22 protein-coding genes and 1 pseudogene are annotated in these 25,243 nt (G+C 64.1%); 16 read left to right on the forward strand and 7 right to left on the reverse strand.

Annotated features, from left to right (window positions below; genetic code table 11):
* Positions 1–433: 433 nt before the first annotated feature.
* From ugpB to PQR02_RS23635, 7 genes are all read left to right on the forward strand, one after another.
* On the forward strand, positions 434–1,759 hold the full coding sequence (ugpB, locus tag PQR02_RS23605) for a sn-glycerol-3-phosphate ABC transporter substrate-binding protein UgpB (RefSeq protein ID WP_408236626.1): 1,326 nt from the start codon (positions 434–436) through the stop codon (positions 1,757–1,759).
* 70 nt (positions 1,760–1,829) lie between these two features.
* Positions 1,830–2,714: a sn-glycerol-3-phosphate ABC transporter permease UgpA gene (gene ugpA, locus PQR02_RS23610; RefSeq protein WP_149673065.1), complete on the forward strand. Its 885-nt coding sequence runs from the start codon at positions 1,830–1,832 to the stop codon at positions 2,712–2,714.
* Positions 2,711–3,556 carry a sn-glycerol-3-phosphate ABC transporter permease UgpE gene (gene ugpE, locus PQR02_RS23615; protein ID WP_408236630.1) on the forward strand — a complete coding sequence of 282 codons (846 nt, stop codon included), beginning with the start codon at positions 2,711–2,713 and terminating at the stop codon, positions 3,554–3,556. The genes ugpA and ugpE overlap by 4 nt, the downstream gene beginning before the upstream one ends.
* 83 nt (positions 3,557–3,639) lie before the next feature.
* Positions 3,640–4,728, forward strand: coding sequence for a sn-glycerol-3-phosphate import ATP-binding protein UgpC (locus PQR02_RS23620; RefSeq protein ID WP_408236633.1), 1,089 nt, complete (start codon positions 3,640–3,642; stop codon positions 4,726–4,728).
* Between the two features lie 54 nt (positions 4,729–4,782).
* Positions 4,783–5,088: a DUF3761 domain-containing protein gene (locus PQR02_RS23625; RefSeq protein ID WP_408236636.1), complete on the forward strand. Its 306-nt coding sequence runs from the start codon at positions 4,783–4,785 to the stop codon at positions 5,086–5,088.
* A 251-nt stretch (positions 5,089–5,339) separates the two neighbouring features.
* On the forward strand, positions 5,340–7,007 hold the full coding sequence (gene ettA / locus PQR02_RS23630; protein ID WP_408236639.1) for an energy-dependent translational throttle protein EttA: 1,668 nt from the start codon (positions 5,340–5,342) through the stop codon (positions 7,005–7,007).
* Positions 7,008–7,375: 368 nt separating this feature from the next.
* On the forward strand, positions 7,376–8,497 hold the full coding sequence (locus PQR02_RS23635) for a DUF748 domain-containing protein (protein ID WP_408236642.1): 1,122 nt from the start codon (positions 7,376–7,378) through the stop codon (positions 8,495–8,497).
* Positions 8,498–8,563: 66 nt separating this feature from the next.
* On the opposite strand, the gene PQR02_RS23640 is transcribed toward PQR02_RS23635, so the two are convergent.
* The 3 genes from PQR02_RS23640 to PQR02_RS23650 are packed head-to-tail and all read right to left on the reverse strand — an operon-like array spanning position 8,564 to position 11,307.
* On the reverse strand, positions 8,564–9,187 hold the full coding sequence (locus PQR02_RS23640) for an HAD family hydrolase (protein WP_408236645.1): 624 nt from the start codon (positions 9,185–9,187) through the stop codon (positions 8,564–8,566).
* Positions 9,188–9,218: 31 nt separating this feature from the next.
* The gene (locus PQR02_RS23645) at positions 9,219–11,033 is read right to left on the reverse strand and encodes an aminopeptidase P family protein (RefSeq protein WP_408236648.1); all 1,815 of its coding nucleotides are present in this window, start codon (positions 11,031–11,033) and stop codon (positions 9,219–9,221) included.
* Between the two features lie 19 nt (positions 11,034–11,052).
* Positions 11,053–11,307 (reverse strand): hypothetical protein, encoded by a 255-nt coding sequence (locus PQR02_RS23650; protein ID WP_408236651.1) that lies wholly within the window; start codon positions 11,305–11,307, stop codon positions 11,053–11,055.
* Positions 11,308–11,511: 204 nt separating this feature from the next.
* Between PQR02_RS23650 and PQR02_RS23655 the strand changes: the two genes are divergently transcribed.
* The 7 genes from PQR02_RS23655 to PQR02_RS23685 all read left to right on the forward strand — a co-directional run bounded on the left by PQR02_RS23655 (position 11,512) and on the right by PQR02_RS23685 (position 17,701).
* Entirely contained in the window at positions 11,512–12,234 is a 723-nt protein-coding gene (locus PQR02_RS23655; protein WP_408236654.1) for a response regulator transcription factor, read from the forward strand.
* 47 nt (positions 12,235–12,281) lie between these two features.
* Entirely contained in the window at positions 12,282–13,568 is a 1,287-nt protein-coding gene (gene hemA, locus PQR02_RS23660) for a glutamyl-tRNA reductase (protein WP_408236657.1), read from the forward strand.
* A gap of 122 nt (positions 13,569–13,690) precedes the next feature.
* Positions 13,691–14,773: a peptide chain release factor 1 gene (prfA, locus tag PQR02_RS23665; RefSeq protein WP_408236660.1), complete on the forward strand. Its 1,083-nt coding sequence runs from the start codon at positions 13,691–13,693 to the stop codon at positions 14,771–14,773.
* Positions 14,774–14,784: 11 nt separating this feature from the next.
* On the forward strand, positions 14,785–15,669 hold the full coding sequence (gene prmC / locus PQR02_RS23670) for a peptide chain release factor N(5)-glutamine methyltransferase (protein WP_408236785.1): 885 nt from the start codon (positions 14,785–14,787) through the stop codon (positions 15,667–15,669).
* A 122-nt stretch (positions 15,670–15,791) separates the two neighbouring features.
* The gene (grxD, locus tag PQR02_RS23675; RefSeq protein WP_408236663.1) at positions 15,792–16,103 is read left to right on the forward strand and encodes a Grx4 family monothiol glutaredoxin; all 312 of its coding nucleotides are present in this window, start codon (positions 15,792–15,794) and stop codon (positions 16,101–16,103) included.
* Between the two features lie 44 nt (positions 16,104–16,147).
* Complete coding sequence (locus PQR02_RS23680; protein WP_408236666.1) at positions 16,148–16,747, forward strand: UbiX family flavin prenyltransferase; 600 nt, start codon at positions 16,148–16,150, stop codon at positions 16,745–16,747.
* A 168-nt stretch (positions 16,748–16,915) separates the two neighbouring features.
* Positions 16,916–17,701 carry a DODA-type extradiol aromatic ring-opening family dioxygenase gene (locus PQR02_RS23685; protein WP_408236669.1) on the forward strand — a complete coding sequence of 262 codons (786 nt, stop codon included), beginning with the start codon at positions 16,916–16,918 and terminating at the stop codon, positions 17,699–17,701.
* A 110-nt stretch (positions 17,702–17,811) separates the two neighbouring features.
* Here the strand turns inward: PQR02_RS23685 and PQR02_RS23690 are convergent, their stop codons facing one another.
* The gene (locus tag PQR02_RS23690) at positions 17,812–19,407 is read right to left on the reverse strand and encodes an APC family permease (protein WP_408236672.1); all 1,596 of its coding nucleotides are present in this window, start codon (positions 19,405–19,407) and stop codon (positions 17,812–17,814) included.
* A 433-nt stretch (positions 19,408–19,840) separates the two neighbouring features.
* Between PQR02_RS23690 and PQR02_RS23695 the strand changes: the two genes are divergently transcribed.
* The gene (locus tag PQR02_RS23695) at positions 19,841–20,044 is read left to right on the forward strand and encodes a cold-shock protein (RefSeq protein WP_007180251.1); all 204 of its coding nucleotides are present in this window, start codon (positions 19,841–19,843) and stop codon (positions 20,042–20,044) included.
* 113 nt (positions 20,045–20,157) lie between these two features.
* On the opposite strand, the pseudogene PQR02_RS23700 reads toward PQR02_RS23695, so the two are convergent.
* A pseudogene (locus PQR02_RS23700) lies at positions 20,158–21,404 on the reverse strand (Hsp70 family protein).
* A 187-nt stretch (positions 21,405–21,591) separates the two neighbouring features.
* Here PQR02_RS23700 and PQR02_RS23705 point away from each other — a divergent pair.
* Complete coding sequence (locus PQR02_RS23705; protein WP_408236675.1) at positions 21,592–23,064, forward strand: MFS transporter; 1,473 nt, start codon at positions 21,592–21,594, stop codon at positions 23,062–23,064.
* A gap of 54 nt (positions 23,065–23,118) precedes the next feature.
* Here the strand turns inward: PQR02_RS23705 and PQR02_RS23710 are convergent, their stop codons facing one another.
* Together PQR02_RS23710 and PQR02_RS23715 are read right to left on the reverse strand one after the other, a co-directional pair.
* Complete coding sequence (locus tag PQR02_RS23710; protein ID WP_408236678.1) at positions 23,119–23,712, reverse strand: nitroreductase family protein; 594 nt, start codon at positions 23,710–23,712, stop codon at positions 23,119–23,121.
* A 180-nt stretch (positions 23,713–23,892) separates the two neighbouring features.
* On the reverse strand, positions 23,893–25,176 hold the full coding sequence (locus PQR02_RS23715; protein ID WP_408236681.1) for an MFS transporter: 1,284 nt from the start codon (positions 25,174–25,176) through the stop codon (positions 23,893–23,895).
* Positions 25,177–25,243 lie beyond the last annotated feature (67 nt).

Consider the following 25,243-nt stretch of genomic DNA (forward strand, 5'->3'; position numbering starts at 1 on the left):
CGGGCGCCAGCCTCCCGCTTCAGCACCGCGCGCGCGGCGACGCCAAACTCAAGCGCGATCGCGCGCCTCTGCATTCAGAAAGCCCGCTTTTTGCGGGCTTTTTTGCGCGCTTCTTTCGCGGATGCCTGCATGAGCGCCGCTCGCTTGCGCGAACTTCGCCGACGCCTCGCCATCACCGGCGTACACCGTCGTCCGCCTCGCCTCCCCACGCTGCTCGCCCCGATTGTTTCCGTTTCATGACAGCCGATGTTAAATTGCGGCTTCCGACGCCCGTCAAACGCGGCCCGCGCCGCCTGGCCCATGACGCCGGACTGTCATTGAACACAAATAGAATCGCGCGATTCGCATTCGCGCCCGTTCCGTACCATCTGGGATCGGAGTAAGCGCTGAAGCGCCAACTCCTATCGACCACTTTGCATGGGGAGACAAATCGATGAATTGCAAGCCGCTGTTTCGTTCGCTATCCGTTGCCGCCGTCTTGGGTATCGGCATCAGCCAGACTGCCCACGCCGCCACTGAAATCCAGTTCTGGCACGCAATGGAAGCCGCCTTGGGCGAACGTCTGAACGACATCGCCAACGACTTCAACGCGTCGCAAACCGACTACAAGATCGTGCCGGTCTTCAAGGGCACCTACGACCAGACGCTCGCGGCCGGCATCGCCGCGTATCGCAGCGGCAACGCACCGGCCATTCTGCAAGTCTACGAAGTCGGCACCGCCACGATGATGCAGGCGAAAAAGGCCGTGGTCCCGGTGACGGAAGTGTTCAAGCAAGCGGGCGTGCCGCTCGACCAGAAGGCGTTCGTGCCGACCATCGCGAGCTATTACAGCGACGCAAAAACCGGCCAGCTGATCTCGATGCCGTTCAACAGCTCGACGCCGGTGCTCTACTACAACAAGGACGCGTTCAAGAAAGCCGGGCTCGACCCGAACCAGCCGCCGAAAACCTGGGCCGAGTTGCAGACCGACGCGCAGAAGCTGAAAGCGTCGGGCATGGCATGCGGCTATTCGTCGGGCTGGCAGAGCTGGATTCAGCTCGAGAACTACAGCGCGTGGCATGCCGCGCCGTTCGCGTCGAAGAACAATGGTTTCGACGGACTCGACGCGCAGCTCGAGTTCAACAAGCCATTGCAGATCGCGCACATCCAGTTCCTGCAGAACATGCAGAAAGACGGCACCTTCACCTATGTCGGCCGCAAGGACGAACCGGTGTCGAAGTTCTATAGCGGCGACTGCGGGATCATCACGAACTCGTCCGGTTCGCTCGCCACGATCAAGAAGTACGCGAAGTTCAACTTCGGCACCGGCATGATGCCGTACGACGCGAACGTGAAGGGCGCGCCGCAGAACGCGATCATTGGCGGGGCGAGCTTGTGGGTGTTGTCGGGCAAGGACCCGGCAGTCTACAAAGGCGTGGCGACATTCCTCGCGTATCTGAGCTCGCCGCCGGTGGCCGCGAAGTGGCATCAGGACACGGGCTACCTGCCGGTCACGACCGCCGCGTATGACCTGACCCGCCAGCAAGGCTTCTACGACAAGAACCCCGGCAGCGACACCGCGATCCGCCAGATGCTCAACAAGCCGCCGCTGCCGTTCACGAAGGGCTTACGTCTGGGCAACATGCCGCAGATCCGCACGGTGATCGACGAAGAACTCGAACAGGTGTGGGCACAGAAGAAGACGCCGCAACAGGCGCTCGATGCGTCGGTATCGCGCGGCGACGAGCTGCTGCGCCGCTTCGAAAAAGCCGGCAACTAAGGCATTCGCCGGTACGGTTCCGGCACGCTCGCGCCGGAACCCCTAGTTGCAGCCAACCTTGGAATCCTCGATGGAAAAGCGCTCCAGCTTCGGCACCAGCCTGCTGCCCTATCTGCTCGTCGCGCCGCAACTCGCGATCACGCTGCTGTTCTTCCTGTGGCCGGCCGGCGAGGCGCTCTGGCAATCCACCCAAAGCCAGGATGCGTTCGGCACGTCGAGCGAATTCGTCGGGCTCGCGAACTTCCGGCAATTGCTCGCCGATCCGCTTTATCTGTCGTCGTTCAATACGACGCTGATCTTCTGCGCGCTCGTCACCGTGTCGGGGCTCGTGATCTCGCTGTTGCTGGCGGTCTGCGCGGATCGCGTGACGCGCGGCGCGAAGACCTACCAGACGCTGCTGATCTGGCCTTATGCGGTCGCGCCCGCCATCGCCGCGGTGCTGTGGTCCTTCCTGTTCAACCCGAGCATCGGCCTCGTCACCTACGCGCTGGCGAAGTACGGCATCGTGTGGAATCACGCGTTGAATGCCGGCCAGGCGATGTTTCTGGTGGTGCTCGCGTCGGTCTGGAAACAGGTCAGCTATAACTTCCTGTTCTTCTATGCGGGCTTGCAGGCGATCCCGCGCTCGCTGATCGAAGCGGCCGCGATCGACGGTGCTGGTCCGGTGCGGCGCTTCTTCGGCATCGCGCTGCCGTTGTTGTCGCCCACCAGTTTCTTCCTGCTGGTGATCAACATCACCTACGCGTTCTTCGACACCTTCCCCGTGATCGACGCCGCCACCGGCGGCGGCCCCGCGCAAGCGACCCGCACGCTGATCTACAAGATCTTCGCCGAAGGTTTCCAGGGGCTCGACATCGGCAGCTCGGGCGCGCAGTCGGTGATCCTGATGGTGATCGTCGTCGCGCTGACGGTCGTGCAATTCCGCTTCATCGAACGCCGGGTTCAATACTCATGATCGAGAACCGCCGCGGTTTCGACCTCTTCTGCCACGCGGTGCTGATACTCGGCGTCGCGCTGGTGGTGTTTCCCGTGTACGTCGCGTTCTGCGCGGCGACGATGAGCGAGCATGAAGTGTTCACGGTGCCGCTGTCGCTCGTGCCGAGCACGCATCTGTTCGAGAACATCGCGACCGTCTGGTCGCACGGCAGCGGCAATGCGGCGGCGCCATTCGGGCGCATGCTGTTCAACAGCCTCGTGATGGCGCTGGTGATTTCGATCGGCAAGATCGCCGTGTCGATGATCTCCGCGTACGCGATCGTGTTCTTCCGCTTTCCGTTTCGCACGTTCGCGTTCTGGCTGATCTTCGTCACGCTGATGCTGCCGGTCGAAGTGCGGATCTTCCCGACTGTGCAGGTCGTGTCGTCGATGCATCTGAGCAATACGTACAGCGGTTTGACGTTGCCGCTGATCGCATCGGCCACCGCGACGTTTCTGTTCCGCCAGTTCTTCATGACGCTGCCGGACGAATTGATGGAAGCGGCGCGCATCGACGGCGCGGGCGCGATGCGCTTCTTCTGGGACGTCGTGTTGCCGCTGTCCAAGACGAACATGGCGGCGCTCTTCGTGATCACGTTCATCTACGGCTGGAATCAGTATCTGTGGCCGATCCTGATTACGAGCCAGCAGTCGCTGACCACTGCCGTGGTCGGCATCAGAAGCATGATCGCGTCCGGCGACACCGCGACCGAATGGCATCTCGTGATGACCGCGACGCTGCTCGCGATGCTGCCCCCGCTCGCCGTCGTGCTGACGATGCAGCGCTGGTTCGTGCGCGGGCTGGTGGATTCGGAGAAGTAATCCGCGTCGCCCGGCGAGCTTCTTCAGACATCGGAATACCCAACACCGCGCGAGCGCGGCAAGCAACGAAAGGCTAAAACGGCATGGCTGCACTGACTCTGCAAGGCGTTAAAAAAACCTACGACGGCAAACAGTTCGTACTGCACGGGATCGACGTGGACGTGGCCGACGGCGAGTTCGTCGTGATGGTGGGCCCGTCCGGCTGCGGCAAGTCCACGTTGCTGCGGATGGTCGCCGGACTCGAACGCATCTCCGACGGGCACATCTCGATCGCGGGCAAAGTGGTCAACGCGCTGGAGCCGAAGGACCGCAACATCGCGATGGTGTTCCAGAACTACGCGCTGTACCCGCATATGAGCGTGGCCGAGAACATGGGCTACGCGCTGAAGATCGCGGGCGTCGAGCGCGCGCAGATCGCAAAGCGCGTAGGGGCCGCCGCGCAGATTCTCGAACTCGAAGCGCTGCTGCAACGCAAGCCGCGCGAGTTGTCCGGCGGCCAGCGGCAGCGCGTCGCGATGGGCCGCGCGATCGTGCGTGAGCCGGCGGTGTTTCTGTTCGACGAGCCGTTGTCGAATCTGGACGCGCGTTTGCGTGTGCAGATGCGCCTCGAAATCCAGCGCCTGCACGCGCGCCTCGCGACCACGAGCCTGTACGTGACGCACGATCAGATCGAAGCGATGACGCTGGCGCAGCGCGTGATCGTGATGAACAAGGGCCACGCCGAACAGATCGGCGCGCCGACCGAGGTCTATGAGCGGCCGGCCACGATGTTCGTCGCGAGCTTCATCGGTTCGCCGGGGATGAATCTGCTCGAAGGCCGCGTGTCGGATGACGGCGCGACGTTCGATGTCGCCGGCAACGGTCCCAAGCTGCCGCTGACGGGCATGGCGTCGATCGGCCGCGAAGTCGCCAAGGGGCGCGAGTGGACGCTCGGGATTCGCCCCGAACATATGAGCCCGCAGCAGGCGGACGCCGCGCACACAACGCTCACCGTCGACTCGTGCGAACTGCTCGGCGCGGACAATCTAGCGCACGGCCGCTGGGGCAAACACGACGTGACGGTGCGCTTGCCGCACGCGCATCGGCCGGCGGCGGGCGACTTGCTGCAAGTGGCGCTGCCGGCGCGGCATCTGCATTTCTTCGATCCGGCGACGGGACGGCGCGCGAACTGAGACCGAGGCGAAGCACATGCCCGGTCGGTACGAATAACAACGACTAGAAAAACCATGGCAGGCATCGCGCTCAACAGCGTTCGCTTCCATGCGGCCATGGCCGTGGCGCTGCTGTTCAGCGTGTCGTCGGCGCCGGCGTTCGCGTATGTCGCCGATGGCGCGTCGCCCGACGAAGCGAACCTCAGCAATCACAACACCTACACCAATCACGACGGCAACACCGTGCATGCGCCGGCCCGCTCGCTGTCAGGCAACGTGCCCCAACGCGCGACCGCACACTGCCGTGACGGCACCTACAGCTTCAGCCGTCATCACAGCGGCACGTGCTCGCGGCATGGCGGCGTCGCCGAATGGCGCTGAGCGTCGACGAAGTCCACGAAAGCGGGCGCGCGGAACGCCCTGCGCCAACGCCTTTAGCCGCCATCTGCCGTCCCACCCGCCCCGCGAAGTACAATGCCACCTGAACCAGCCGCCCGCGCGCGGCGCGTCGTTGAACTCGACGCCGCGCCGGCCGGCGCCGGGCACTCCGCCCGGCCTCAACACCGATTACCCATCCACCCACGACTGCCCGCCCCCGCGCGGCCGGCGTCGTCAACGTCTATTGCAAGCAAATGGCCCAATACGTTTTCACCATGAACCGGGTCGGCAAAATCGTGCCGCCCAAGCGTCAAATCCTGAAAGACATCTCGCTGTCGTTTTTCCCCGGCGCGAAGATCGGCCTGCTCGGCCTGAACGGCTCGGGCAAGTCGACGCTGATTCGCATCATGGCCGGTGTGGATAAGGACATCGAAGGCGAAGCCACGCCGATGCCGAACCTGAACATCGGCTATCTGCCGCAGGAACCGCAGCTCGATCCGACCAAGACGGTGCGTGAAGCGGTCGAGGAAGGCCTCGGCGACGTATTCAACGCGCAGAAGAAGCTCGACGAAATCTACGCGGCCTACGCGGAGCCGGACGCCGACTTCGACGCGCTCGCCGCCGAACAGGCGAAGTACGAAGCGATCCTCGCAACGTCGGACGGCGGCAGCGCCGAGCAGCAGATCGAAATCGCCGCCGACGCACTGCGCCTGCCGGCCTGGGACGCGAAGATCGAGCATCTATCAGGCGGCGAAAAGCGCCGCGTCGCGCTGTGCAAGCTGCTGCTCGAAAAGCCGGACATGCTGCTGCTCGACGAACCGACCAACCACCTGGACGCGGAATCGGTCGACTGGCTCGAACAGTTCCTCACGCGCTTCCCGGGCACCGTCGTCGCCGTGACCCACGACCGCTACTTCCTCGATAACGCCGCCGAGTGGATTCTCGAACTCGACCGCGGCCACGGCATTCCATGGAAGGGCAACTACAGCAGCTGGCTCGATCAGAAGGAAGAGCGCCTGAAGCAGGAAGAATCGTCGGAATCGGCGCGTCAGAAGGCGATCAAGAAGGAGCTGGAGTGGGTGCGCCAGAATCCGAAGGGCCGTCAGGCGAAGTCGAAGGCGCGTATCGCCCGCTTCGAGGAACTGAACAGCCAGGACTACCAGAAGCGCAACGAAACGCAGGAAATCTTCATTCCGGTCGGCGATCGTCTCGGCAATGAAGTGATCGAGTTCAAGAACGTCAGCAAGTCGTATGGCGACCGGCTGCTGCTCGACGACGTCAGCTTCAAGATTCCGGCGGGCGCGATCGTCGGCATCATCGGGCCGAACGGCGCCGGCAAGTCGACGCTGTTCCGCATGCTGACCGGCCGCGAACAGCCGGATTCGGGTGAGATCGTGCAAGGCCCGACCGTCAAGCTCGCTTACGTGGACCAGAGCCGCGACGCGCTCGATGGCTCGAAGAGCGTGTTCGAAGAAATCTCCGGCGGTGCGGACGTGCTGACGGTTGGCAAGTACGAAACGCCGTCGCGTGCGTACATCGGCCGCTTCAACTTCAAGGGTGGCGATCAGCAGAAGATCGTCGGCAATCTGTCAGGCGGCGAGCGCGGCCGTTTGCATCTGGCGAAGACGCTGATCGCGGGCGGCAACGTGCTGCTGCTCGACGAACCGTCGAACGACCTCGACGTCGAAACGCTGCGCGCGCTCGAAGACGCGTTGCTGGAATTCGCGGGCTCGGTGCTGGTGATCTCGCACGATCGCTGGTTCCTCGACCGGATCGCGACGCACATCCTCGCGTTCGAAGGCGATTCGCAAATCACGTTCTTCGACGGCAATTACCAGGAATACGAAGCGGACAAGCGCGCGCGTCTCGGTGAAGAAGGGGCGCGTCCGAAGCGTCTGCGTTACAAGCCGATTACGCGTTAAGGCGAAGTGGCGGCCTGTTCTTGTGGGTTGGGAACGGGCCGCGCTTTATTGTTCCGCATTGCTGGTCCATCTCTGCGGCGCCGCTGAAACCGTCGTTCGCCGGCCCGGTAGTCAGCCGTTTCCATGTCGCTCTTCCGATAGTCTCGCTGGTCGTTGTTCAGGCCATGGCACACGCCGCACACGCCTGGCCTCAACGGAATAAACGGCATGGGCGCAACGCGTGTCAGGGCACACGCATTGCGTGCCACCTTGTGATAGATCTCGTCGTTCCGCGGAACGCAGCCGTTCCGCCAGCACCGCGTGCGCGAGGCCAGCGCTCGCAATTGCCAGTCACAGCCCACCGCGAAAGTGGTGACGAGGAGGCAAGCATGGCGATGTCGAAAGGCAAGCGCTGGATCGTCGTCGTGGGCGGCGTGTTGCTGGTGTTGATCGTCGTGACGATCGGCGGCTTGCGGTTTGCGCAGCAGCAGGTCAAGGAGCGCGTGGCCGCGGCGCTCGGGCCGCTCGGCAGCGCCGGGAGCATCGACGTCGGCCTGACCTCGGTTCATCTCACCAACGTACAGCTCAAATCGCCGCCCAACTGGCCGGCCGGCGCCCCGCTGCGGGCCGACGAGATCACCGTCACTCCCGACATCCACGATCTGCTCGCGCGCCGCATGCATATTCGCAGCGTGGTGGTGCGTGGCTTCGACATGTCCGTGCTGCGCACGAAGGACGGCTCGCTCAACCTGCTGCCGAATCTGCGCGAATCGCTGAACCGCACCGATGAAGAAGCCAGCGGCCTGGCCGCGCCCGTTTCGCGCGATAAGCAGGTCGATCACATCAGCTTCGAGCAGGGCAACTTCCATTTCTACGACATGACCGTCGGCCCGCCCGCGTTCAAGGTGACGGTCAGCAACGCCAACGCGAGCGTCGACAATCTGCAGTTGCCAGCGCTCAGCGAGCCGACGCGGGTCAGCGTCAGCGGCTCGATCAAAGGCCCGACGCACACCGGCACCGTATCGTTCGGCGGCTGGATCAAGATCGCCAGCCGGGATTCGCAGACCACCAGCAAACTGCACGGCGTCGATGTGGTGACGCTCGATCCGTATCTGCTGAAAAAGGCCGGTGGAAGGACGCAGGTGACGGGCGGCACGGTCGATCTGACGGTCGAGTCGACGGTGCGCAACTATCGGTTGCACGCACCCGGCACGGTGACGGTCCACAATCTGCAACTCGCCGACAGCGGCAATCCGCTCGATACCTTCCTGTCGATTCCGACCAAGGCGGCGGTCGCAGCGCTCAAGTCGCACAACGGCGACATCACCCTGCACTTTGTGCTGGACGGAGATCTGCGCGACCCGAAATTCTCGGTGCGGGACGGCATCATGACGCGCATCGGCGCCGGCTTCGCGAAGGCGCTAGGCGTGAGCGTCGAAGACGTGGCCAAAGGCGCCGGGGAGACCGTGAAGGGACTCGGGAACGCGTTGAAGAATCTGCTGGGTCAGTAAGCGGCGCGCAAAACAGGGGCCGCGCAAACCGCGAGCGCTCGTATTCCACTCAACCTGACAGAACCCTCAAACCGGCAAGCCCAATTCGCGCAGCTTCGCTTCGGTTTGAGCAGCGCTCGTGTGATGCACGCCCTGCCATCCGAGCGCCGTCGCGGCTTGCGCGTTCTTCGCGTTGTCGTCGATGAAAACCAGCTCGGCTGGCTCAATGCCCGGCAATTGCGCGTCGATCCGCTCGCGCATGGCCGCGAAGATCGCCGGATCGGGCTTCACCAGCTTCACCCGCCCCGACACGACGATGTCGCGAAACCGCCGCAACACCGGGTAATGCTCCCACGCATACGGAAAGGTCTCCGCCGACCAGTTGGTCAGCCCGAACAGCGGCACGCCGGCGGCTTCGAGCTTTTCCATCAGCGCGACGCCGTCGTCCAGCACGCCGGCCACCATCTCGTGCCAGCGCTCGTAGAACGCGCGGATCAGTGCTTCGTGATCCGGAAACTTCGCGATCAGCTCGTCGGTCGCCTCGACGATCGGCTGGCCGCCGTCCTGGCGGATCACCCAGTCCATCGAGCAGACGTGGGTGAGAAACCAGCGGCGCTCGGTTTCGTCCGGGATCAGCTCGCGATACAGATACTCGGGACTCCAGTCGATCAGCACCCCGCCGAAATCGAACACCACTGCCTTGATCGCCATGCGCTCTCCGTTAGCCAGGTCGTTGCCGTGCTCAGATGGGTTGCGTGCGCAACTCCAGCCACGCTTTCGCGTCGCCGGACACATGTGGCGACAGCCGCGCGCGCACCGTCTGGTGATACGCGTTGAGCCACGCGCGCTCGTCGTCGCGCAGCAGCGACAGGTCGAGGCAGCGCGTGTCGATCGGACACAGCGTCAACGTCTCGAACTTGAGGAAGTCGCCGAACTCGGTCTTCCCGGCCGGCACGTTCAGCACGAGATTTTCGATCCGCACGCCCCACTTGCCCGGCCGGTAGATGCCCGGTTCGACCGACGTGATCATCCCCTCTTCCATCGCGGTCCACGGTTCGGCCGGCGCGTAATGCGAGATCACCTGCGGCCCTTCGTGCACGTTCAGGAAGTAGCCTACCCCGTGACCGGTGCCATGGCCGTAATCGGCGCCGGCGTCCCAGATCGGCGCGCGGGCGATCGCGTCGAGCATCGGCGAGCGGATGCCGCGCGGGAATTGCGCGCGCGACAACGCCATCGTGCCCTTGAGCACGATCGTGAAATCGCGCCGCTGCGCGTCGCTCGGCGTGCCGATCGGCACCACGCGCGTGATGTCGGTGGTGCCGCTCAGATACTGCGCGCCGGAGTCGATCAGCAACAGGCCGTTGCCCTCGATCACCGAATGCGCTTCCTGGGTGGCGCGGTAGTGCGGCATCGCGCCGTTCGCGTTGAAGCCCGCGATCGTCGCGAAGCTCAGCGACACGAAGCCCGGACGACGCGCGCGCGCGGCCGTCAGGCGTTCGTCGATGGTCAGCTCGGTGATAGTCTCGCGGCCCAACGCGCTTTCGAACCACGCGAAGAATTCGGCCAGCGCCGCGCCGTCCTGTTCCATGGTCGCGCGCACATGCTCGGCTTCCGCCGCGGTCTTGCACGATTTGAGGAAGGTGGACGGATTGACGGCTTCGACCACCTTGACCGTCGGCGGCACCGATTGCAGCGAGCCGTAGGTGATGCGGCGCGGGTCGATCAGCAGCGTGCTGCCGGCGGGCAGCGCGGCGAGCGCGTCCGCGGCCTTCGCATACGGCTCGACGCTGATGCCGTCGCGCGACAGCGAGTCGGCCAGTTCCGACGACACTTTGCCGTCGGCGACGAACAGCGACACGCGATCGACGCCGATCAACGCGTGCGCGACGAACACCGGGTTATAGCTGACGTCGGCGCCGCGCAGATTCAGCAGCCACGCGAGGTCGTCGAGCGTGGAGACGAAATGCCATTGCGCGCCCTTGTCCGCCATTGCCTCGCGAATCCGCGCGAGCTTTGCCGCACGGTCGACGCTCGCATGCGGCGCGGCGTGTTCGAACACGGCCGCAGCCGGCAGCGATGGACGCTGCGGCCAGATTGCATCGAACAGATCGACGTCGGTGCGCAGTTGCACGCCGCGCGCGCTGAGCGCCTCGCTCAACGCCCGCGCCGCCGCCACGCCGAGCACGGCGCCGTCCACGCCGACCGTGCCGCCCGCCGCCACATTCTGCGCGAGCCAGTCGACATGCGGTGCGGTTTGCTGACCGCCGGTCATCTTCATCAGCTGAACGCCGGTGCCGGCCAGTTGTGCGTTGGCCTGCTCCCAATAGCGGCTGTCCGTCCAGACGCCCGCGAAGTCGGCGGAGACGACCAGTGTGCCGGCCGAACCGGTGAAGCCGGACAGCCACTGGCGTCCCTGCCAGCGCTCAGGCAGATACTCGGACAGATGCGGGTCGGCGGACGGCACCAGATAGGCGGCCACGCCTTCGCGCGCCATCGCGCTGCGCAAGCTCGCGAGGCGTTCGGGAATGGAGGAAGTTTCGGGGAGTCGGGCATTCATCGGTGTCACCTGCAAATATTTATCGACGGGAAAGCAAGCCGACCGTCGCGGCAACGGCGATCAGCGCGACGGCGGTGCATACCGGCCATTCGAGCGTATCGCCGTCATGAAAGAGACCTGTCACGTTGCCGCCCATGCGAGCAACCACCGCGCCGAGCGCGCCGGCGAGCAGCGCCATCCACCAGCGGGCGCGGCTCGCACGGCGCAGCGGATGGAACCACCACCCCGCGAAACCGATTGCCACCCCCAACACGATAATGCCGGGCCACCCCATTAGCGAGCGACCCCGCGCATTTTCAGATCTGTCTGATAGGCGCAAGGGTTGAGGACAGCTAGCATTTTTTTCTCATTAACTTTGAAGTTCAGCGCGGCGCTTTCCGCATAGCGGTTGAGTTTAGGGGGTCGGGGTGATGTTAGGCAAGCTGGGCAGGCCTCACGGACAAGCCGGCTCCCAGTCGTCGCCACCCTGAAGCCGACTATGCGAATCGCCCTCATCGAACCGGACGTCCAACACGCCAAACTGGTCGACCGGCTGATCTTCGCCGGCGGCCATGTGTGCCAGCATTTCACCACCAGCGCGGCATTCCTGCTTCGCGCCAACGACGAATTCTTCGACCTTCTGATCGCCGAAAACTGGGCCGGCGACCGCCCGGCCGAAGACGTCATCCCGCGCGCGCGCTCGATCCTGCCAAGCCTGCCGGTCATCGTGCTGATGTCGGCCCCGCGCGAGAGCCAGATCGTCGCCGCACTGCACGCCGGCGCCGACGACTGCCTGAGCAAACCGGTGCGGGGCCCGGAAATGTTGGCCCGGATCGACGCGCTCTTGCGTCGCGCGGGCCTGCGGCGGCCGGCCAACCGGCGGCGCGACATCATCGGCGGCTATGCGTTCGACGCGGCGCACTTCGCCCTCACCTACCGCCAGACGACGGTGATCCTGACCCCGAAAGAATTCCGGCTGGCGCTGATGTTATTCAACAATCTGGCGCGCCCAGTGTCGCGCGCGCATATTCTCGAAACCGTGTGGGCCCGCCGCCGCGACGTGAAGTCGCGCACCATCGACACGCACGCGTCGCGCGTGCGCAGCAAACTGCAGCTGCGCCCCGAACTGGGCTATAGCCTGACGCCGGTCTACGGCTACGGCTATCAGCTCGACGCCATCCCACAGGACGCCGCGGCGCAGGGGGACGCCTCAAAGATGTAAGAATCGTGGAAACGCTATAATAATGGGTCAAACCATAGCTCCCCAAAATGCAGCTTCTCACGATCGGAATCAATCACCACACTGCGCCTGTCGCCTTGCGCGAACGCGTGGCGTTTCCGCTCGAACAGATCAAGCCTGCATTGGACACGTTCAAAGGCGTCTGGCTTGGCCACACGGCCCGCACCGCGCCGGAAGCGGCGATTCTCTCCACCTGTAATCGCACCGAGCTCTATTGCGCCACCGACGACCAGGCCGCGCGCGAAGCCGCGGTCCAGTGGTTCTCCAAATATCACAACCTGCGCATCGACGAACTGGCGCCGCACGTGTACGCGCTGCCGCAGTCCGAAGCGGTGCGCCATGCATTCCGCGTCGCGTCGGGGCTCGATTCCATGGTGCTGGGCGAGACGCAAATCGTCGGACAAATGAAGGATGCGGTGCGCACCGCGTCCGAAGCCGGCGCGCTCGGCACCTATCTGAATCAGTTGTTCCAGCGCACCTTCGCCGTCGCGAAGGAAGTGCGCAGCACGACCGAAATCGGCGCCCAGTCGGTTTCGATGGCGGCGGCCGCGGTGCGGCTCGCGCAGCGCATTTTCGACAAGATTTCGAATCAGCGCGTGCTGTTCATCGGCGCGGGCGAAATGATCGAATTGTGCGCGACGCACTTCGCCGCGCAGCACCCGCGCGAGCTGGTGGTCGCCAATCGCACCGCCGAGCGCGGCTCGCGGCTCGCCGAGCGCTTCAACGGCCGGGCCATTCCGCTGTCGGAACTGCCGGCGCGGATGCACGAGTTCGACATCATCGTGTCGTGCACCGCGTCCACGTTGCCGATCATCGGCCTCGGCGCGGTCGAGCGAGCGGTCAAGGCTCGCCGTCACCGGCCGATCTTCATGGTCGACCTGGCGGTTCCGCGCGATATCGAACCCGAAGCCGGCCAGCTCGAAGACGTGTTTCTGTACACCGTCGACGACCTCGGCGCGATCGTCCGCGAAGGCAATGCGTCACGACAAGCCGCGGTCGCGCAGGCCGAGGCGATCATCGAAACGCGCGTGCAGAATTTCATGCAGTGGCTCGACGCGCGCAGCATCGTCCCGGTCATCCGCCACATGCATACGCAGGCCGACGTGCTGCGCCGCGCCGAAGTCGAACGCGCGCAGAAAATGCTCGCGCGTGGCGAGGATCCGGCAGCGGTGCTCGAAGCGTTGTCGCAAGCGCTCACCAACAAGCTGATCCACGGGCCCACGCACGCGCTCAACCGCGCGAGCAGCGAGAACCGTGACACGCTCATCGAACTGATGAGCGGTTTCTACAAGCACTCCGGTTCCACCGAGCGTTAGCGGCGCACTCAGCGCCGCGCGGCCGCGCCGCCCGCAAGTGGCGCGCGACGTGCTTCCGTTCCGGGCATCCGCCCCCTTCCCTAGTCGCTGTCCTTGCCGGAGCCCGCTCCGAAACCCGTCCGATGAAAACGAGCATGCAACGCAAGCTCGACCAGCTCACCACCCGGCTGGCCGAACTGAACGACCTGTTGAGCCGCGAGGACATCACCTCGAATCTCGACCAATACCGCAAGCTCACCCGCGAACATGCCGAGCTTGGACCGGTGGTCGAGCATTACGCGCTATGGCGCCACGCAATGAACGACGCGGAAACCGCGCAGGAACTGCTGGCGGATACGTCGATGCGCGACTTCGCGGAAGAGGAAATCCGCGCGTCGCGCGAGCGCATGGACAAGCTCGGCGCCGAGCTGCAGAAAATGCTGCTGCCGAAAGACCCGAACGACGAGCGCAACATCTTCGTCGAAATCCGCGCGGGCACGGGCGGCGACGAGTCCGCGCTGTTCGCGGGCGATCTGCTGCGCATGTACCTGCGCTTTGCCGAGCGCAATCGCTGGCAGGTCGAGATGATGTCGGCGAGCGAATCGGATCTCGGCGGCTACAAGGAAGTGATCGTGCGGATCGCCGGTGAGGCCGCGTATTCGAAGCTCAAGTTCGAATCCGGCGGCCATCGGGTGCAGCGCGTGCCGGCCACCGAAACCCAAGGGCGCATCCACACGTCCGCCTGCACGGTCGCGGTGATGCCGGAAGCCGACGAAATCGGCGAAGTCGAGATCAATCCCGCCGATCTGCGGATCGATACGTTCCGCGCGTCGGGCGCGGGCGGCCAGCACATCAACAAAACCGACTCCGCAGTGCGCGTCACGCACTTGCCGACCGGCATCGTCGTCGAATGTCAGGACGACCGCTCGCAGCACAAGAACAAGGACCGCGCGCTGAAGGTGCTCGCCGCGCGCATCAAGGACAAGCAGTCGCACGAGCAGCAGGCGAAGGAAGCCGCTACGCGCAAGAGCCTGATCGGCTCCGGCGACCGTTCGGAGCGGATTCGCACGTACAACTTCCCGCAAGGGCGTATGACCGACCATCGGATCAATCTGACGCTGTATCGCCTCGACGCGATCATGGACGGCGATCTGGACGAGCTGATCGCCGCGCTGGTCAGCGAGCATCAGGCCGAATTGCTGGCCTCGCTGGGCGACGCGGATTAACACCGCCGATGATGCCCGCCACGCCAGACAACCCGGCCAGTCCGGCCGCCCCGGAGCCTTCGGCCACGCCCGCCGCGCTGTTGCGCGCGTCGTCGCTGCCGCCGTTAGAAGCGCGGATTCTGCTCACGCACGTGCTCGGCTGGCGGCGCACGCAGCTGATCACACGCAGCGACGAACCGCTCGAACGCGCGAACGTCGAGCGCTACCTGGCGTTGGAAGCGCGGCGGAAGGCGGGTGAACCGGTCGCGCAACTGGTTGGCGCGCGGGAATTTTTCGGTCTGGATTTCGAAGTCACGCCGCACGTGCTGATTCCGCGTCCAGAAACCGAATTGCTGGTCGAAACCGCGCTGGGCACACTAGAAAGCCTCTCGCGACCCCGCGTGCTCGATCTTGGCACAGGCACCGGCGCGATTGCCGTGGCGATTGCGGCGACCCGGCCCGACGCGCAGGTATGGGCGCTCGACCGTTCCGCCGAAGCACTGGCGGTGGCCGCGCGCAACGCCGCTCGCCTGCTGGATGCGAAACGCCCGGGCGGCGCCGTCGCGCTCGAACAAAGCGACTGGTACGACTCGCTCGACGCCGCGCTGCGCTTCGACGTGATCGTCAGCAATCCGCCCTATATTGCCTGCGGCGATCCGCATCTGTCGGAAGGCGATCTGCGCTTCGAGCCGCGCGGCGCGCTGACCGACGAAGCCGACGGCCTCAGCGCGATCCGCACGATCGTCGCCGGCGCACCCGCACGCCTCGCCGTGAACGGCGCATTGTGGATCGAGCACGGCTACGACCGGGCTGAAGCCGTGCGCGGGCTGCTCACCGCGCAGGGTTTCGCGCAGGTATGCTCGGAACGGGATCTCGCCGGTATCGAGCGAATCAGCGGCGGCAGGTTCGGCGGCTAGCCTGCTGGATGATCTGAATACCCACAGTCGGCACACGGACAAGACGTCTGTCGGCCAGGCGTAGCGAAATCCGCTATCATTTCAGCCTATTCCCTACACATCACGGAACCGCAAGGTCAGTCATGGATACGCAACAACGCATCAAGCAAATCGTCGACGATAACAACGTCGTCCTCTTCATGAAGGGCACCGCCCAGTTCCCGATGTGCGGCTTTTCAGGCCGCGCTATCCAGATTCTGAAAGCGTGCGGCGTCGGTGAAATGAAAACCGTCAATGTGCTCGAAGACGACGAAGTCCGCCAGGGCATCAAGGTGTTCTCGAACTGGCCGACCATTCCGCAGCTCTACGTGAAGGGCGAATTCATCGGCGGCTCGGACATCATGATGGAAATGTACGAATCGGGCGAACTGCAGCAACTGTTCGCATCGGCCTGAGCGGCCGCGGTCCGCGTATCCGCATCATCGAGGCGCCGCGAGCCATGGAAACACGCGCAGCGACGCCACGCCGGCTGATCGTCGCGATCACCGGCGCAACCGGGGCCATCTACGGCATCCGGTTGCTCGAGACGTTGCGCCGGCTTGGCGGCGTCGAGAGCCACCTGCTGATTTCGAGCGCAGGCTGGCTCAATATCCAGCACGAACTTCAGTTGAGCAAAGAAGACGTGCATCCGCTCGCGGATGTCGTCCATTCGGTGCGCGATGTCGGCGCGAGCATCGCGTCCGGCTCGTTTGCCACCGACGGCATGGTGGTCGCCCCCTGCTCGATGAAGACGCTCGCGAGCGTCGCGCACGGCCTCTCCGACAATCTGATCACGCGCGCGGCCGATGTCACGCTGAAGGAGCGCCGCCGTCTCGTGCTCCTCGTGCGCGAAACGCCGTTCAATCTCGCGCATCTGCGCAATATGACCGCCGTCACCGAAATGGGCGGCGTGATCTTCCCGCCGCTGCCCGCGTTCTACAACCAACCTGCGTCGATTGACGAGATGGTCGATCACACCGTCGCGCGCGTGCTGGATCTGTTCGCGCTAGGGCCGGCTTTGTCGCCCGCGTGGGCGGGGTTGCGCGGCGCTCAGGAGTAACGCGCAAGGCAAGGTTCCTTGGCAAGGCGCGCACAGGTTGCGCCATGGGAATTGACAACGACTGCGACGCAATCAATTCTGTTTTCGCCCGTTTATCAAACGACAGTGTGAGCCTATAGTGGAAGCAATCCCACCTCTGCGCTGCGCCCTCTGGGCCGCGTTGCTGCCATGACCCGTCTACCCTCGCTTTTTCTTTCCCACGGCGCGCCCACGCTGCCGATCGACCCGTCGATGCCGTCCGCGGAATTCGGCGCGCTGAGCGCCCAACTGCCGCGTCCGCAAGCCGTGCTGATGCTGTCGGCACACTGGGGCACCGCCGAGCCGCTGGCGAGCACCGCCACGGCGCCGGAAACCATCCACGATTTCTACGGCTTTCCGCGTCAGCTGTATGAAATCCAGTACCTGGCGCCAGGTGCGCCCGAGGTCGCGCGCCGCGCCGCCGCGCTGCTCGGCGAAAGCGGCATCCTCGCGGACGTTCAGCCGCACGGACTCGATCACGGCGCGTGGGTGCCGATGCTGCTGATGTTCCCGAATGCGGACGTACCGATCGCGCAATTGTCGATCCAGCCGCGCAGGGACGCCGCACACCACTTCCGCGTGGGCCGCGCGCTGCGCGCGCTGAAAGACGACGGCGTGATGGTGATCGGCTCCGGCCAGATCACGCACAACCTGCGCGCCGCCGACTTCTCCGCGCGCCCTGAGGATGCCGACCCGCGCGTCACCGAATTCACCGACTGGTTCGAGACGAAGCTCGCCGCGCACGACGTCGACGCGCTGCTGGACTATCGGCGCCAGGCCCCGCACGCCGTGCTGATGCATCCGACCGACGAGCATCTGCTGCCGGTGTTCGCCGCACTGGGCGCCGCGGACGACGACTATTCGCTGGCGATCCAGTCGCTCGGCACCTACCAGCGCTCGCTCGCGATGACGAACTACGTGTTCGGCACCGCCTGACCCTGCACCACCACGCAGTGACGAAAAAAAGCCCGCCTGAGCAAACAACTCCGGCGGGCTTTTTACCTCCGGACCAAACCGCGATCCGGCTGACATACGGAGCGCGGCGCTTAATGCACGGCAATGCCTTCGAGCACTTCGTCGTGCGTCTGACGCTCTTCCAGGTATTCCGAGCGGTAGCCGCTGTTCACGCCCCAGTAGTAGAACACCAGCGAGAAGGCGATCACCACCAGCATGTCCCAGCCGTACGGCAGGATGCCGAAGCCGCCGAACTCCTTGCTGCCGATCAGCGACAGGATCGCCATAATCGGCAGGTAAGCGACCAGCCACCATGCCGCCTTCAGATCGCGGCCCCAGCCGGCAAAACCCGACTTTGCCTGGAAGTAGAAGTACACCGGCAGTGCGACGACCATCAGCAGAATGATTTCGCCGGTGAGCGGCCACCTGGCCCAGTACAGGATCAGCGACGCGCACACGAACGCGAACGGCGCGATCAGCTTCATCCCGGCGATATGCAGCGGACGCTCCAGGTCGGTCGCCGCGCGGCGCAAAGCCATCAGGCTGATCGGACCCGTCAGGTACGAGATCACGGTGGCGACCGAAATCACCGCCGCCAGCGAACTCCAGCCGCGGAAGAAAAACAGGAAAATGAACGACACGAACAGGTTGAACCACATCGCCTGACGCGGCACGCCATAGAACGGGTGAACGTTGCCGAACATCTTCGGCATCGTGTTGTTGCGCTCCATCGCGTAGATCATGCGGGTGGTGGTCGCCATATAGGTCGTACCGGTGCCGCTCGGGCTGACGAATGCGTCGACATACAGCAGGATCGCCAGCCAGTTCAGGTTCAGCGCGATCGCGAGTTCCGCGAACGGCGATGCGAAGTTGAACTGGCTCCAGCCCTTCATTACGTCGCTCGGGTTCACCGCGCCGATATACGCGATTTGCAGCAGGACGTAAATCACCAGGGCGAGCAGGATCGAGCCGATCACCGCGAACGGCACGCTCCTCGCCGGATTGCGCGCTTCGCCGGCGAGGTTGATCGGGCTCTGGAAGCCGTTGAACGCGAACACGATGCCGCTCGTCGCCACCGCCGTCAGCACGGAGGACCAGCCGTAGGGCGCGAACGTGCTCACTTCGCCGAAGTTTTCCTTGTGGAAGCCCGTCAGCATCAAACCGAGGATCGTCGCGCCGGGGATCAGGAACTTGAAAATCGTGATCGCCGAATTGGCGCGCGCGAACAGCTTGACGCCCCAGTAGTTGAGCAGGAAGTAAATGATCACGAGCACGGCGGACAGCAAGAGCCCGTTCGTGGTCAACGTTCCGCCGACGAATAGCGCATGCGCCCACGGATAGGGCCACGTACTCATATATTGAATGGACGCTTCCGCTTCGATCGGAATCACCGAAACGATGGCGATCCAGTTGGCCCACGCGCTGATGAAGCCGACCAGCGCACCGTGCGAATAGCGCGCGTAACGCACCATGCCGCCGGATTCGGGGAACATCGCGCCGAGTTCCGCGTAGGTCAACGCGATCGCGAGAATCACGATCGCGCCGATGACCCATGCGCAAATGGCGGCCGGGCCGGCAATTTTTGCAGCCTTCCGCGCGCCGAACAGCCAGCCCGACCCGATGATCGAACCCAGGCCGGTCAGCAATAGCGCGAACGGTCCGATGTTCCGTTGTATAGAACTTTTCACATCTTCTCCTGTATCAGAAACCATGTCGGCACCGCGTGACATCGCTTGTGGCGTTGGGAGACGGGTGACGCGCATGCATGCGCGACGGACCATTCCAGATAGGTGCAACCGACGCGCGGCGCGTAGTTTAACGGTTGCACCGTCTCGCTGCAGCGAAACCAAGGGTTCTCCCTGGTTAAATTTCGGACAAACAGAAAGATTTGTAAGCACAAATCGCACCTATCAGTCAAAAATTCGCAAAGATTCGAGGGAGAGTGTTGACCTTCTCTGAAAATGGCCGTATAACGTTCGGGCAGGATTTCAAGCGGCGAGTGAATTGGTCTTTCGTAGTTCGCCCATCAACGGTACTCCGGTTGGTCCCATTACCCCCTTCCTTGATTTTCATGCACCCTCTGGGCTTCGGCCTTATTTACCATCTTTAGGAACAAGTAATATGGAAACCGGTACCGTCAAGTGGTTCAATGACGCAAAGGGCTTTGGCTTCATCACGCCGGACGGCGGTGGCGAAGATCTGTTCGCGCATTTCTCGGAAATCCGCACGGAAGGCTTCAAGACGCTGCAAGAAAACCAAAAGGTTACGTTTGAAGTGAAGACGGGCCCGAAGGGCAAGCAAGCTGCTAACATCAAGCCGGTGTAAGCAATACGCTTCCTTCAGGACGCAAAAAAACCCCGCCTCGGCGGGGTTTTTTTATATCCGTCGCAATTGAATGCGCGGATTAACTTCGCAGTATGCGGCCGATTAATTGTTGGTTATCCGAACAAACGGCGCGCGTGAATGCCGAGTCCCGTTGCGACGCTGGCGAGGCGATCGCCGAATACCGCTTTAGCATCCGGAAACGCCGCCGCCAACGCGCCCGACAGAAACGCCAAACCCGTCGAGCCGCCCGTGAAGTAAATCGCGCCGACGTCGCGCGGCGCGACGCCGGCCGCCTGGACCGTGTCGCGCGCCGCCTGCACGATGCGCTGCGTTTCCTCGTGTCCGGCCTTGATAAGCTGGGCTTCGTCGAACGCGAGGCGCAGGTCGTCTTCCACTTCGTCGAGATCGATCAAAGTCTCACCACCCGCCGCCACGCCGATCTTCGCCTCTTCCGCATGGGCCGCCAGCGCGTGGCCGAGGCGGCGTTCCACGACGCGCATCAGACGATCGTGGTGCTTGACCTCGGTGAACAGGTGGCGCATCAGCGTGAGTTCGCTAACCCGCTTCGGCGCGTAAACCGTATTGATCAAGTGCCAGGTGGCCAGGTCGAAATAGATCCGGTTCGGAATTTCGCGCCCTTCCGGATCGAGCGACTGATAGCCGAGTTCGCGCAAGATCGTCGTCAGTTCGACGCGGCGGTCGAAGTCCGTGCCCGCGACGTGCACGCCATGATGGGCCAGCACATCGTCCTTGCGCTCCACGCGCTTCATCCGCTCCGGCCCGACGCGCACCAGCGAAAAGTCCGACGTGCCGCCGCCGATGTCACCAGCACGAGCCCCTCTTCGGTCAGATGCGATTCGTAGTCGAAGGCGGCCGCGATCGGCTCATACTGAAAGTGAATCTCCCGCAGACCGACCGAACGCGCGGCGGCTTCGAGCTGCTGCTGCGCCATCTGATCGGCGCGCGGGTCGTCGTCGACGAAAAACACCGGGCGCCCTAGCACCGCGCGATTGATCGGGCCGCCGGCGCTCATTTCGGCCGAGCGCTTCAGGTGATCGACGAAAATCGCGATCACCTCCGTGTACTTGATCGCGGAGCCGTCGCCCAGATCCGTGGAGGTTTCGGCGAGCGGTGAGCCGAGAATGCTTTTCATCGAGCGCATCAGCCGGCCGTCGAAACCGTCGATGTAGGCCGCCAGCGCCGCCCGCCCGAATTCGCGGGTGTCTTCATCGGTATTGAAAAAGACCGAGGTGGGCAGCGTCGTGTAGGCACCCTCGACCGGCGCGAGCTTCAGCACAGCGCCGTCAGGCACGGCCACGGCCGAGTTGGAAGTACCGAAGTCGATCGCGCAATAGTTCATGGCAGGAATCGCCGCTCACGGGTGGCGCGGACAGAAAGGGGAGCGGCTTTGTAACACGAAAGTTCGATCAGCATCAACTTACGCTCTCACGAAGGCCGCGGCATTGCAATATGTCGATCAACGGAACGAATATTGCTGTTTTCAACAGGATACGCCGCCAAATTCTGGATTGAGGAGACTTCAAGCAATGAGCGCGCCCCCGACTGCCGCTGTTCAAGCTAAAAAGACCACTCTGATCGAAACGGACCTGCCCTCGCGGCTCGACCGGCTGCCGTGGGGCCGCTTTCACTCGCTGATCGTGGTGGCGCTAGGGGTGACGTGGCTGCTCGACGGTCTGGAGGTGACCTTGGCGGGCGCGGTCGCGAGTGCGTTGAAATCTAGCCCGGCGTTGCACTTTTCCAACGCTGACGTGGGTCTCGCGGGCAGCGCGTATATTGCCGGCGCGGTGCTCGGCGCGCTCGGCTTCGGCTGGCTGACCGACCGGCTCGGCCGGCGCAAGCTGTTTTTCATCACGCTCGCGCTCTACCTCGCCGCCACCGCGGCGACCGCGTTCTCGTGGAATCTGGGCAGCTTCCTGCTGTTTCGTTTCCTGACCGGCGCGGGGATCGGCGGCGAATATACGGCAATCAATTCGACGATTCAGGAATTCACGCCGGCCCGGGTGCGCGGCTGGACCGATCTGGGCATCAACGGCACGTTCTGGGTGGGTGCCGGCCTCGGCGCGGCCGGCTCGCTGGTGCTGCTCGATCCGCACCTGCTGCCGGCCGACTGGGGCTGGCGCGCGTGCTTCTTTATCGGCGCGGTGCTGGCGCTGGGGATTTTGCCGATGCGCATGTGGGTGCCCGAAAGCCCGCGCTGGCTGCTCACGCACGGTGATGAGCGCGACGCGCGCTCGATCGTCGAAGGCATCGAGGCGCGTTTTCACCGTAAAGGCCACGCGCTGTCTGACGATCTCACGCGATTGCGGCTGCGCGCACGCGCGCATACACCGCTGCGCGAGGTCTTCCACACGCTCTTCAACGTGCATCGACGCCGCGCGCTGGTGGGCCTGACGCTGATGACCGCACAGGCGTTCTTTTACAACGCGATTTTCTTCACCTACGCGCTCGTGCTCACCGATTTCTATCAGGTGCCGGGCGATCACATCGGCTGGTATCTATTGCCTTTCGCGCTCGGCAACTTTCTCGGCCCGCTGCTGCTCGGCCGGCTCTTCGACGTCATCGGACGACGCAAGATGATCGCGGCGACCTACGGCATGTCCGCCATCCTGCTGACACTGAGCGGCTATCTGTTCGAACAGGAGTTGCTCACGGTCGTCACGCAGACGATTGCCTGGATGGTGATTTTCTTCTTTGCGTCGGCGGCGGCGAGCTCGGCGTATCTGACGGTCAGCGAATCGTTTCCGCTCGAAATCCGCGCGCTGGCGATTGCGGTTTTTTATGCGTTCGGCACGGCGCTCGGCGGGATTGTCGGGCCAGCGTTCTTTGGTCGGCTGATCGACACGCAGCAGCGCAGCGAAGTGTTCCTGGGCTATCTGGTGGGGTCCGGGCTGATGCTCGTGGCGGCCGTGGTCGCGGCGATCTGGGGCGTGGATGCGGAGCGGAAATCGCTGGAACATGTGGCGACGCCGCTGTCGAGCGTCGCGGACGGCGCGGAATAAAAAACGCGCGGGCGACGCCGCGCGTTTTGCTCTGCATCGAGCGCGGCAAGCCGCTCAGAAGGCTTTTTTCCAGCCGCCGCCGTAGACGATATCCGTCAGCGGCGCGCGCTGGCGCACCGACTTCTCACGCTCGCGCAGCACCGGATCCAGCTTGTCGATCTCACCGTAATGGCCGAGCGAAATGAACGCGATGGCGTCGACGTCGTTCGGCAGCGCGAATGACGTGCGGAACGCGTTCGGGTCGAAACCGCTCATTTGATGTGCGGCGAGTCCGAGCGCATGCGCCTGCAATACCAGCGCCATGGCGGCGGCGCCCGCGTCGTACTGGGCGCAGCGATTCACTTCGCCCTTGCTGGTGAGGGTGTGCACGGTCACGGCGATCAGCACCGGCGCGCGCGAATTCCAGCCCTGGTTGAACGGCACCAGCGTCGCGAAAGCCTGCTTGAACGAAACCTCGTCGACACTGCGATCGAATGCAAGAAAGCGCCACGGTTGCGCGTTGTACGAAGACGGCGCCCAGCGTGCCGCTTCGAGCACGGAACGCAGATGCTCGCGGCTGACCGGCTCGCTCGAATACGCGCGCGGGCTCCAGCGGCCAGCAATCAGCTCGTGAATGGCAACTTCGGTAGGGGCGGGTTTGTTGGTCATGCGCTTCTCTCGGTCGAAATTCATGATCGCCGGGCGGTTGCCCGCGGTCACATAGCATAACCGGGCTTCGGGGCACGCGCTCCAACAAGCGAGCAGTTTGTTTTCGCACAGGCTGCAAAAGGAAACGGCCCTTGTGCGGGGCCGTGGGGTGTTGCTTCGTCGAGCTTGTGCGCGCGAGGCTTATACCGCTTGCGGCTCCGGCACCTTCGCCGGCCGGTTGATCCGCAACACAATCACTGCGGCGACAAGGCACAAACCGCCGGAAATCATCGACGCCACCGTATAGGTGCCTAGGCTCGCGCGCAGCATGCCCGCCCCGAGCGCCGCGAACGCCGCGCCGAGCTGGTGGCCCGCGACCACCCAGCCGAACACCACCGGCGCCGATTCCTTGCCGTACACGTCGGTCGCGAGACGCACGGTCGGCGGCACAGTGGCGATCCAATCGAGCCCGTAGAAAACGGCGAACAGGGGCAGGCCGAAGAAGTCGATCCCGAACGCGTGCGGCAAATACATCAGCGACAAGCCGCGCAGACCGTAATACCAGAACAGCAGCAGGCGGCTGTTGAAGCGGTCCGATAGCCAGCCCGACAATGTCGTGCCAAACAGATCGAAGATGCCCATCGCGGCGAGCAGCGACGCGCCCTGCACCTGGCTCAGGCCATAGTCGCCGCACATGGCGATCAGATGGGTGCCGACATAGCCGTTGGTGCTCGCGCCGCAGATGAAGAAACTGAAGAACAGCAGCCAGAAATCGCGCGTCTTGCTCGCCATCGCGAGCGTGCCGAACGCAATGGCGAGCGGATTCTGTTTGGTGACGGTGTTCGTGACAGGTGCGTCGTGCGGTTCGCCATACGGGCGCAGCATCATGTCCGCCGGGCGCTCCGGCAACAGGAACGCGACCAGCGGAATCACGATCGCCGCCGCGAGCGCGACTACCCACACGACCTGGCGCCAGCCGTAATGCTCGGCGATGGCCGCAAGCATCGGGAGGAACACCAGTTGGCCGGTGGCCGAACTCGCCGTGAGAATGCCCATGACGAGGCCGCGGCGGGTCGTGAACCAGCGCGTCACCACGGTCGCCGACAACGACAGCGCCGCCACGCCCGTGGAGCCCCCGACCATCACGCCCCAGATCAGCACCATCTGCCACGGATGCGTCATCAGCGACGACAGCGCCACGCCCGCGGCCATCGTGCCGAGCGCGACTAGCAGCGTGGGACGCACGCCGAAGCGCTGCATCGCCGCCGCCGCGAACGGCCCCATCAGCCCATACAGCGCGATGTTCACGGATATGGCCAGCGAGATCGTCGCGCGGCTCCAGCCGAATTGATGCTCGAGCGGCACCATCATCACGCTCGGCGTGGCGCGCGTGCCGGCCGCCGCCAGCAGTACCAGAAACACCACCGCGACGGTCAGCCAGCCATAGTGGAAGCGTCCGCGAATCAGTCTCGCTGCCCAGTTCATTGATTCTCCAGTCGACGCTTGGCCACCGCGGGCTTCCGTCGTTCGTATCATTACGGTTCGCGTAAAA

Origin of the sequence: Paraburkholderia sediminicola, assembly GCF_046026895.1 — a bacterium.
In the GTDB taxonomy this organism is placed as follows: domain Bacteria; phylum Pseudomonadota; class Gammaproteobacteria; order Burkholderiales; family Burkholderiaceae; genus Paraburkholderia; species Paraburkholderia sediminicola_C.

Excerpts from the sequence above, each read along its gene's own strand:
- hemA (WP_408236657.1), top strand. The coding sequence starts at position 12,282 with ATGCAGCTTCTCACGATCGGAATCAATCACCACACTGCGCCTGTCGCC.
- PQR02_RS23645 (WP_408236648.1), bottom strand. The coding sequence starts at position 11,033 with ATGAATGCCCGACTCCCCGAAACTTCCTCCATTCCCGAACGCCTCGCG.
- ugpA (WP_149673065.1), top strand. The coding sequence starts at position 1,830 with ATGGAAAAGCGCTCCAGCTTCGGCACCAGCCTGCTGCCCTATCTGCTC.
- PQR02_RS23620 (WP_408236633.1), top strand. The coding sequence starts at position 3,640 with ATGGCTGCACTGACTCTGCAAGGCGTTAAAAAAACCTACGACGGCAAA.
- ugpE (WP_408236630.1), top strand. The coding sequence starts at position 2,711 with ATGATCGAGAACCGCCGCGGTTTCGACCTCTTCTGCCACGCGGTGCTG.
- PQR02_RS23715 (WP_408236681.1), bottom strand. The coding sequence starts at position 25,176 with ATGAACTGGGCAGCGAGACTGATTCGCGGACGCTTCCACTATGGCTGG.
- PQR02_RS23705 (WP_408236675.1), top strand. The coding sequence starts at position 21,592 with ATGAGCGCGCCCCCGACTGCCGCTGTTCAAGCTAAAAAGACCACTCTG.
- PQR02_RS23655 (WP_408236654.1), top strand. The coding sequence starts at position 11,512 with ATGCGAATCGCCCTCATCGAACCGGACGTCCAACACGCCAAACTGGTC.
- PQR02_RS23680 (WP_408236666.1), top strand. The coding sequence starts at position 16,148 with ATGGAAACACGCGCAGCGACGCCACGCCGGCTGATCGTCGCGATCACC.
- prmC (WP_408236785.1), top strand. The coding sequence starts at position 14,785 with ATGCCCGCCACGCCAGACAACCCGGCCAGTCCGGCCGCCCCGGAGCCT.
- prfA (WP_408236660.1), top strand. The coding sequence starts at position 13,691 with ATGAAAACGAGCATGCAACGCAAGCTCGACCAGCTCACCACCCGGCTG.
- PQR02_RS23695 (WP_007180251.1), top strand. The coding sequence starts at position 19,841 with ATGGAAACCGGTACCGTCAAGTGGTTCAATGACGCAAAGGGCTTTGGC.
- ettA (WP_408236639.1), top strand. The coding sequence starts at position 5,340 with ATGGCCCAATACGTTTTCACCATGAACCGGGTCGGCAAAATCGTGCCG.
- PQR02_RS23650 (WP_408236651.1), bottom strand. The coding sequence starts at position 11,307 with ATGGGGTGGCCCGGCATTATCGTGTTGGGGGTGGCAATCGGTTTCGCG.
- PQR02_RS23710 (WP_408236678.1), bottom strand. The coding sequence starts at position 23,712 with ATGACCAACAAACCCGCCCCTACCGAAGTTGCCATTCACGAGCTGATT.
- PQR02_RS23685 (WP_408236669.1), top strand. The coding sequence starts at position 16,916 with ATGACCCGTCTACCCTCGCTTTTTCTTTCCCACGGCGCGCCCACGCTG.
- PQR02_RS23640 (WP_408236645.1), bottom strand. The coding sequence starts at position 9,187 with ATGGCGATCAAGGCAGTGGTGTTCGATTTCGGCGGGGTGCTGATCGAC.
- grxD (WP_408236663.1), top strand. The coding sequence starts at position 15,792 with ATGGATACGCAACAACGCATCAAGCAAATCGTCGACGATAACAACGTC.
- ugpB (WP_408236626.1), top strand. The coding sequence starts at position 434 with ATGAATTGCAAGCCGCTGTTTCGTTCGCTATCCGTTGCCGCCGTCTTG.
- PQR02_RS23635 (WP_408236642.1), top strand. The coding sequence starts at position 7,376 with ATGGCGATGTCGAAAGGCAAGCGCTGGATCGTCGTCGTGGGCGGCGTG.
- PQR02_RS23625 (WP_408236636.1), top strand. The coding sequence starts at position 4,783 with ATGGCAGGCATCGCGCTCAACAGCGTTCGCTTCCATGCGGCCATGGCC.